The following is a 5,724-nucleotide window of genomic DNA, read 5'->3' on the forward strand; positions in this document are numbered from 1 at the left end:
GCCCCTCCGACTTCTGCCCGTCAGCCGCCAGACCGACCGAGCGCGCCAGCCAGCGCAACGCCGTGGCGTCGTCGTCGGCTGGGAAGAGATGCGTGCGCAGCAGCCGGTGCAGCTGCAGCCGGTGCTCCAACGTGCGCAGGAACCGGTACGAACGTCCGAAGTCCGCCGCGTCGTTGCGCCCGATGTACCCGCCCCTGCCCAACGCGGCCAGCGCGGCCGTCGTCGCCTGAATACGCAGGTCCTCGTCAGAACGACCGTGCACGAGCTGCAGCAGCTGCACCGCGAACTCGACGTCGCGGAGACCACCGCGGCCCAGCTTCAGCTCACGATCGGCGAGGCCACTGGGCACGTGGTCCTCGACCCGCCGCCGCATCGCCTGCACGTCCTCGACGAAGTTCTCCCGCTCGGCCGCCGTCCACACATACGGCCGCACGACGTCGAGGTAGGCCTGGCCCAGCTCGGCGTCACCGGCGACCGGCCGCGCCTTCAGCAGTGCCTGGAACTCCCAGGTCCGCGCCCACTTCTGGTAGTACGAGGCGTGCCCGTCGAGGGTGCGGACCAGCGCGCCCGCCTTGCCCTCCGGTCGCAGAGCCGCGTCGACCTCGAAGCACGACTGGCCCGCGATCTGCATCATCGTGCTGGCCAGCCGCGTCGCGGCGCTCAGATCACCCTCGCCGACGAACACGACGTCGACGTCGCTCACGTAGTTCAGCTCGTTCGCGCCGCACTTGCCCATCGCGATGACCGCGAGCCGGCAGCGGTCGGCGCCGTTCACTCGTTCCGCGGCGAGCTTCAACGACGCCCGCAACGCGGACACGGCGAGATCGGACAGCTGCGCCGCCACCGTGTCGTACGGGACGAACGGCAGCTCCGACTCGACGACGTGCGCCAAGTCGTTGGCGGCGATGACCAGCAGTTTCGCCCGGTACTCGGTGCGCAGGACGTCGTCGTCCGCCAGGTCCAGCGACACGTCGACGTCGCCGGTGAGCGAGTGCCAGCGGCCGGGGTTGACGACGAGGAAGTCCGACAGCGCGGTCGACGAGCCGAGCACGGCGAGCAAGCGGCCCCGCACCACCACGTCGTCGTGCAGCGCGGCCGACAGGGCGTCCCAGTCGGCGACCGAGCGCAGGCGCTCCAGCCCGCGCAGCGCGAGGTCCGGGTCGGGGCTGCGGGACAGCGCGGCCAGGACCGGTTCGGCGCCGTCCGCGGGACGGCGGTCAGCCCAGAGGCCGAGCCCGCGCAGCACTTCCTCGCTGCGCGCCTCGGTGAGCCCGAACCGTGCTGGTGACGCGTGGCGGACTGGTTCGCTCATCGGGAACCAACCTAGTCCTCACAGGATCAGAAGACGATCAGGGAGAGTCCGTAGAGCACGACCGCGACGCAACCGGCGAAGCTCGCGTACGCGGGGACCTTCCTGTCGCCCGACAACGCGCGGATGCCGACCACGAACAGCGTCACGACCACGACCGTGGCCAGCAGCGTCGCGCCGAAGACCTGGAGCAGCGCGATCCAGTCGACCTTCACGCCGCCACCTTGTGCAGCTCGGCCTGCGCCGCGACCTCGTCGACGATGTGCTCGGGCCGCACCGGTTCGCGGCGCGACAGGATCCAGATGACGACCGCCACCGACCCGCCGATGACGGCGACGCCGATGATGCCCACCGGGCCGGTGGAGGCCCACTTGCCGGCGAGCGCGCCGACGATGCCGGCGGCGGGCAGCGTGAGCAGCCAGCCTGCGGCCATCTTGCCCATCATGCCCCACTTGACGCCGTGCCGGTCACGACCGAGGCCGGAGCCCATGATGCCGCCGGACGCGACGTGCGTGGTGGACAGCGCGAAGCCGAGGTGCGACGACGCGAGGATCGCCGTGGCGGTCGAGGTCTGCGCCGCGAAGCCCTGCGCGGGCTCGATGGTCGTCAGGCCGCGGCCCAGGGTGTGCGTGATGCGCCAGCCGCCGAGGTACGTGCCCGCCGCGATCGCGAGACCGGCGCTGATGATCACCCAGGTGGGCGGCGCCGAGCCGGGGGCGAGCGAACCGGACGTGATCAGCGCGAGCGTGATGATGCCCATCGTCTTCTGCGCGTCGTTCGTGCCGTGCGCGAGCGAGACCAGCGACGCGGACGCGACCTGCCCGACCTTGAAGCCGGTGTTCGAGACGCGCGGGTCCGCCGCCTTCTTGAGGCGGTAGACGACGATCGTGGCCAGCGCCGCGACGATCCCGGCGACCAGCGGCGCGACGACCGCGGGCACCAGCACCTTGTCGACGACCTTGGCGAAGTGGATGGCGTCCACACCGGACGAGACCCAGGCGGCCCCGATCAGGCCGCCGAACAACGCGTGCGACGAGCTCGACGGCAGCCCCGCGTACCAGGTGACGAGGTTCCACATGATCGCGCCGACCAGCCCGCCGAAGATGATGGCGGGAGTTATCCGGGCATCGTCGACGATTCCGCCGGAGATGGTCTTGGCCACCTCGACGGACAGGAACGCGCCGACGAGGTTGAGAACCGCCGACAACGCGACCGCCGTACGGGGCTTGAGGGCACCGGTGGCGATGGAGGTGGCCATGGCGTTGGCCGTGTCGTGGAACCCGTTGGTGAAATCGAAGATGAGAGCAGTGACTACGACGATGATCACTACAAGTGCGGGATCCACACTGATCCTCCGGCTGGATCGAACAAGCTGTCCAGGAGGTTACGGTACCGCCAACGGAGGATTGCGCAGAACCTACGAAAGTAACGTCACACCAAGGGAAGTTGTGTGCCCAAACGTCCCGCGGGCGACAGTTCTCCTCGCACCAGCTTGGCGAATCGGCCGATGAACGGCCGCCACACCTCTTCGAAGTCGCGGTGCGCTTCCTCGAGGAAGTCCTGGTCGAAGTGCCGCGCCCGCGCACAGGCCGCCGAGTCAGGGTCTTTCGCGGCCCAGCTCAAGACGATTTCCGGCGTCGTCTCGATGTGGAACTGAAGGCCGTAAGCGCTCTCCCCCACCCGAAACGCCTGATTCGGATATTTCGGCGACGCGGCGAGGTGTTCCGCGCCAGGCGGCAACAGGTGCACCTCGTCGTTGTGGAACTGCAGCACGTCGGGCGTGAACGGCAGGTCGGCGAACAACGGGTCCATGCCCGACGCGTCGCGCTTCGCCACGAGCAGCACACCGACCTCAGGCCCTTGTGGACCCTTGCGCACCTGACCACCGGTGGCAGCCGCGAGCAGCTGCGCACCGAGGCAGATGGCGAGCGTCGGAACCCGCTGCGCAACAGCGTTCGACAACAGCCGGCGAGCATCGGCAAGCCACGGGTACCGGAGGTCGTCCAGCGCCCCCATCTCACCACCGAGGCAGATGACACCCTGGTACCCGTCGAGGTTCGCCGGCGCGGGCTCGTCCTTGAGCGACACGAGGACGAGCTCGAGCCCCTCGGCGTCGAGCCACTCCCCGAGCTTGGCCAACGGGTCGGACTGCGAGGGCTGCAGGACGAGCAGGCGCGGTGCGTTCACGCACTTGAGCCTATGTCGACAGTGGTCAGCAGCGACACGCGACCTTAGCAACATCGGCCCCGCCGGCCCGTCCGTCAGACTCGACCGGGTACCCCGCTTCCCGCCACGCCGTGATGCCACCGGAGAGCCGCTTCACCCGGAAGCCCCGTCGCGCGAGCGCCAGCGCGCCCTTGGTCGCGGCGTTGCACTGGAAGCTCTCGCAGTAGCAGATGTAGACCATGTTGGAGTCGAGGTCCGGCCGCTCGGGCAGGTCCCGGTAGGGCAGGTTGATCGCGCCGGGGATGCGCTCCCGCGCGAACGCCTCGGGCGCCCGCGTCTCCACCAGGACGTACCCCTGGGTGTTGCCTTCCAGCAGGTCGCGGTGGACGTCGTCGGGGTCGACCTCGAAGGCGAGTTCGGCGGCGAAGAACTCGGCTGCGGCGTGCGGGTCGGCGGCGGGGAAGCGCAGTGCGTTGGTCATGCCTTAGATCCTGGTGGTGCGTTTGCTGTTGGGACATGCGGAAGTCCAGGCGTTCGCGCTGTTCTCCTTATGATTTCCAGGTGGAACTCGACGCCGTGGATTGGAAGATCCTGTCTTTGCTGCAGCAGGACGGGCGGATGTCGTTCACGGCGCTGGGCCGCGTCGTGTCGCTGTCCGCTCCGGCCGTGACCGAACGGGTGCGGCGGCTGGAGTCGTTGGGCGTGATCAGCGGGTTCGTGGCCGTGGTGTCGCCGACGCGGCTGGGTCTGCCGATCGAGTCGATCGTGCGGGTGCGGGTGCGGTCGTTGGACACGCCTCGGTTCCGGTCGCAGGTGCTGGTGTTGCCGCAGGTCCTCGATGCCGATCACGTGACCGGGGATGACTGCTGGCTGTTGCGCGTCGTGTGCCGGTCGATGGGTGAGCTGGAGGAGCTCGTCGAGGTGATGCAGCGGTATGGGGACACCACTACTTCGCTCGTCTTCTCCTCGCATGTGCGGAACCGGCCGATTTCGGCGGAGCTGTTCGGTTAGTCGCGGGTGTTCCTGGCCGCGATGTGCAGGCTGCGGTGTGCTGGTCGCTTTGGCGAGCTGCTGTGTGCAAGTTGCAGCGGCGTGCAAGCAGTGGTGTGCAGGTTGCGGCCGTGTGCAAACATCGGAGTGCGAGCTGCTGCGCCCCTGCTCGCCGCGGGAGCAAGTTGCAGTGTGCGAACTGCGGTGGTGTGCGAGCAGCGACGTGCAAGTTGTGGGTTTGCCGATCGCGAAGCGAGTTGCAGTACACGAGCGTCGGCGCACCGACGTGGGCAAGCCGCGACTCTCTCGGCCGCAACTCTCTCGGCTGCGGCTCCCTCGGCTGCGGCTCCCTCGGCTGCGGCTCCCTCGTCTTGCGTCGCTCTGAGGCCACTACACCACTCGGCCGCCGAGTCATCAGACCGAGTGATGCTTGTCCTGATCCGTCCCCTGGCCCGTCTCTTTGGGTGGAGCCCAGCAGGGCCCCGCGAAGTTGTCCCCAACCGATCGGGTGGCGAATGTCCTGAAACACTGTTTTCTCCCTCCCGCATATACGGAAGCGCGGGGGATGCGACAGGAAACTGCGGCGGCGCTAGTCCCAGCGATACGCCGACCAGTCGGACACCGGCCGGAACCCGATGCCGTGGTAGACGGAGTTCGCGGTGGGGTTGGCGAGGTCCGCGGTCAGAACGACGTGCGCGGCACCCGCGCTGTGGGCCCACCGGCAGACCGCGGCGGTGACGGCAGCCGCGTAGCCGTGGCGGCGGTGCTCGGGCGGCGTGTAGACCGGCCCTACCCGCGAGACGCCGGCGACCGGGGTGGTGCTCGCCGCCCAGGACACCGGCACGCCGTCGACGAGCCACAGCACGTGGCCGGCCGACATCCACTGGGCGTCCATCGCGCGCGCCTCGGCCTCGCGCGGCGGGAGGCCGTCGAGCTCCTGCACGAAGTCGGTCCACCAGGTGGTGATCAGGGTGTCGTCGGCGGGTGTGGCGGGTGTGGCGGGTCTTGGTTCGCCGGGGACGTCTGGTGTTGTCGGCTCTTCCAGTTGGTACAGGCGCAGGGACCAGAGTTCTCGGCCGCCGGGGCGCCAGAGGGTACGGAAGGCTTGGACTCGGTCCCGGGTGCCGGTCACCTCGTGGATTTCGTGGCCCTGTAAGGCCTTCACCACCTGGGCGGCCGCGGCTGGGGGCATTGCGGCTACGTGGAGCGGGTAGCCGTGCATTTGGGTTGCCGCGCCGACGATGTTTTGGTTGTCGTGC

Annotated in this window: 6 protein-coding genes and 1 pseudogene; 1 reads left to right on the top strand and 6 read right to left on the bottom strand. The window is 69.0% G+C overall.

Going from position 1 to position 5,724, the window contains the following annotated elements; all coding sequences use genetic code 11:
* The 5 genes and pseudogenes from VM306_RS00005 to VM306_RS00025 form a co-directional block, all read right to left on the bottom strand.
* A pseudogene (locus VM306_RS00005) lies at nt 1–1,312 on the bottom strand (bifunctional [glutamine synthetase] adenylyltransferase/[glutamine synthetase]-adenylyl-L-tyrosine phosphorylase); the annotation flags it as partial.
* A gap of 26 nt (nt 1,313–1,338) precedes the next feature.
* Nucleotides 1,339–1,524, bottom strand: coding sequence for a hypothetical protein (locus tag VM306_RS00010; RefSeq protein ID WP_325509935.1), 186 nt, complete (start codon nt 1,522–1,524; stop codon nt 1,339–1,341).
* Nucleotides 1,521–2,654, bottom strand: a complete 1,134-nt coding sequence (locus VM306_RS00015) for an inorganic phosphate transporter (protein WP_325509937.1) — start codon at nt 2,652–2,654, stop codon at nt 1,521–1,523. Before VM306_RS00015 ends, VM306_RS00010 begins: the two co-directional genes overlap by 4 nt.
* Nucleotides 2,655–2,740: 86 nt before the next feature.
* Nucleotides 2,741–3,496 (bottom strand): type 1 glutamine amidotransferase, encoded by a 756-nt coding sequence (locus tag VM306_RS00020; RefSeq protein ID WP_325509939.1) that lies wholly within the window; start codon nt 3,494–3,496, stop codon nt 2,741–2,743.
* A gap of 25 nt (nt 3,497–3,521) precedes the next feature.
* The gene (locus VM306_RS00025; RefSeq protein WP_325509941.1) at nt 3,522–3,956 is read right to left on the bottom strand and encodes a rhodanese-like domain-containing protein; all 435 of its coding nucleotides are present in this window, start codon (nt 3,954–3,956) and stop codon (nt 3,522–3,524) included.
* A gap of 80 nt (nt 3,957–4,036) precedes the next feature.
* Here VM306_RS00025 and VM306_RS00030 point away from each other — a divergent pair, with 80 nt between their 5' ends.
* Nucleotides 4,037–4,486 (top strand): Lrp/AsnC family transcriptional regulator, encoded by a 450-nt coding sequence (locus VM306_RS00030; RefSeq protein WP_325509943.1) that lies wholly within the window; start codon nt 4,037–4,039, stop codon nt 4,484–4,486.
* A 568-nt stretch (nt 4,487–5,054) separates the two neighbouring features.
* Here VM306_RS00030 and VM306_RS00035 read toward each other — a convergent pair.
* Nucleotides 5,055–5,408: a GNAT family N-acetyltransferase gene (locus tag VM306_RS00035; protein WP_325509945.1), complete on the bottom strand. Its 354-nt coding sequence runs from the start codon at nt 5,406–5,408 to the stop codon at nt 5,055–5,057.
* Nucleotides 5,409–5,724 lie beyond the last annotated feature (316 nt).

This window comes from Lentzea sp. (assembly GCF_035525475.1).
Classification (GTDB): Bacteria; Actinomycetota; Actinomycetes; order Mycobacteriales; family Pseudonocardiaceae; genus Lentzea.